This is a genomic window from Methylophaga sp. UBA5088, from assembly GCF_002414625.1.
GTDB classification, from domain to species: domain Bacteria; phylum Pseudomonadota; class Gammaproteobacteria; order Nitrosococcales; family Methylophagaceae; genus Methylophaga; species Methylophaga marina.
Genome location: NZ_DIAC01000029.1, coordinates 1,782 through 4,462, shown reverse-complemented (window position 1 = coordinate 4,462; position 2,681 = coordinate 1,782). Strand labels below are relative to the sequence as shown.

The window sequence follows — 2,681 nt, the reverse complement described above, 5'->3', positions numbered from 1 at the left end:
GTTTGCGTAAGGGGTTTATTAATCTTCGCAAAGACGATAACGCTCTATTACGCACGGAGTTACTGAGTTTCCTGAATACGCTGGATGCCACCACATTACGTGAAGTCATTCGTGCGTTTAATTTGTATTTCAGTCTGCTGAATACGGCAGAAGAAGCCTTTAATTATCATAACCGTCTAATCCAGTTAAGAAATGGTCGTGATTTATGGCATGGATCGTACCTGGATACATTAAATCAGTTTAAACAAGAGGGCGTTACCCTCGAACAACTTCAGCATATGATGGATACGATGGTATACATGCCTGTATTCACCGCTCATCCGACTGAGTCAAAGCGTCGGACTTTGATGGAAATTCTGCGTCGTATTTTCTTATTAGACGAAAAGCTGACCAATGACCCTTTGACGGCATTTGAAGAAGAACGCACACGGTCTGAAATTAAAAAACAAGTGCAGTTGTTGTGGTCCACCGATGAAGTGAGGGCTGTTAAACCCACCGTTCGCGATGAAATCAAAAATGGTTTGTATTACTTTAACGTAAGCCTGTTTGATGCGGTGCCCAGAAGTTATCGCAATATGGAAAATGCCATTCGTCGCGTCTATAAAGACGAGATTGATGCAGGTGCGTCATTCAAAGTGCCAGGCTATATTCAATTCGGTTCCTGGATTGGCGGTGACCGAGATGGAAATCCTTATGTAACAGCTGAAACCACCGACATGGCGATTCAGTTACAAAAGCGCACAGTGATTCGCCGTTATCTGGAAGACGTGACTAAACTTAGCTACCAACTCACACACTCACAACCTTTGTGTGAAATAAGTGATGAATTAGCTGCCAATATTGATGAATCGGAACAACGTTACGCTGGGGCATTTCGTGCAAAACCAGACCGTTTTCTGAATGAACCTTACCGCCGAAAACTTTACATGATGCGGCATCGTTTGGAAGATAATCTACGACTATTGCAGCAATATTTTCGGCCTGATCTTGAGCCCACTGCATTGGGACTGGCTTATGACAACGAAGATGAATTACTGCAAGACTTACGCTTAATTCAACAGTCCCTGATCGTACACGGGGATGCCGAGTTGGCGGGCAGTGAACTGACCGATTTGATCCGACTGGTGGAGACCTTTGGCTTTTATTTATATCACTTGGATGTGCGCCAGGAATCGACATTACACACGGAAGCGGTGAGCGAGGTGCTAAGACAAACAGGCCTGTGTGAAGATTATCAGCAATTAGATGAAACGCAACGTCAGTCAGTGTTGACGGATTTGTTAGCACGTCATGATTTACCCTCTTTGCCTGAATTAGAAGGGCAAAACAAAGAAATTCTGTCGGTATTTCAGTTAATGACACGACTGCAACAGGAAGTCAGCACCAATGCATTCGGCAGTTATGTGATTTCAATGACCCACCAGGCCAGTCATATTCTGGAAGTATTAACCTTGGGGCGTTTTGCTGGTTTATGTGGTTATACAGAAGATGGTAATACCTACTGTCACCTCCGAGTATCACCTTTATTCGAGACCATTGAAGATTTATCTCATATCGAACCAGTGATGTCGGCATTACTTGAGAATGAACATTATCGTCGTTTATTAAGTGCCTCAGGCAATTTACAGGAAGTCATGCTGGGTTACTCCGATTCTTGTAAAGATGGGGGGATTCTGGCGTCTGTATGGAATTTGTATCAAGCCCAACAGAGAATCAGTCACCTGGCCGAACAGCATGGTGTGCAATGTCGAATGTTCCACGGTCGTGGCGGTACGATTGGTCGCGGAGGTGGCCCAACTCATGATGCTATTCTGTCTCAGCCGGTTGGCACGGTGCAGGGACAAATCAAATTCACAGAGCAGGGCGAAGTATTGTCATTCAAATATGGCAATATCGAGACAGCTGCCTATGAATTGGGGATGGGGGTATCTGGTTTAATGAAGGCTTCACGAAGTCTGGTGGCTAAAACGCATCATGATGAGCCGGCCTTTATGGATGTAATGCATCAGCTCACGGCCTACGGCGAGCAGAGCTACCGTAAATTGACCGAAAACACCGCAGGCTTCCTCGATTATTTTTATGAGGTCTGTCCAGTGACTGAAATCGGTATGATGAACATCGGTTCCAGACCCTCACATCGTAAACAGGGTGATCGTTCCAAGGCATCGGTTCGTGCTATTGGCTGGGTCTTTTCCTGGGCACAGTCACGACACACCTTACCTGCATGGTATGGCATTGGTACGGCGTTAGAACAGTGGCATCAAAATGATCCTGAGAAAGTTGAAACGTTACGTCGAATGGTCAAAGAATGGCGTTTTTTCAGTGCGCTTTTAAGTAATACGCAAATGTCCCTGTCAAAAGCCGATATGAATATCGCACGGCGCTATGCCGCTTTGTGTGAAAATGCGTTTCAAGGACAGCAAGTATTCGAAGTCATTTCAGCAGAATATCATCGCACGGTAGAACAAGTTCTGCTGGTGGTGGGTGAGGACAAGTTAATGTCAGAAACACCGGCATTACGATCTTCTTTACGCCGACGTGAACCGTATCTGGATCCCATTAACTATATTCAGATTCTTTTATTGCAACGATATCGAGAGAACGCCTTATCTGAAGATGAACGAGATAAGTGGCTGGATCCGTTGCTGAGAACGATCAGTGCGATTTCTGCCGGTATGCGG

At 45.3% G+C, this 2,681-nt stretch carries 1 protein-coding gene; it reads left to right on the top strand.

All coding sequences use genetic code 11. The features are described from left to right. Window positions 1-2,681 (top strand): phosphoenolpyruvate carboxylase (ppc, locus tag B4K20_RS03695; protein ID WP_289281931.1); only part of this gene is annotated, 2,681 nt, incomplete at both ends.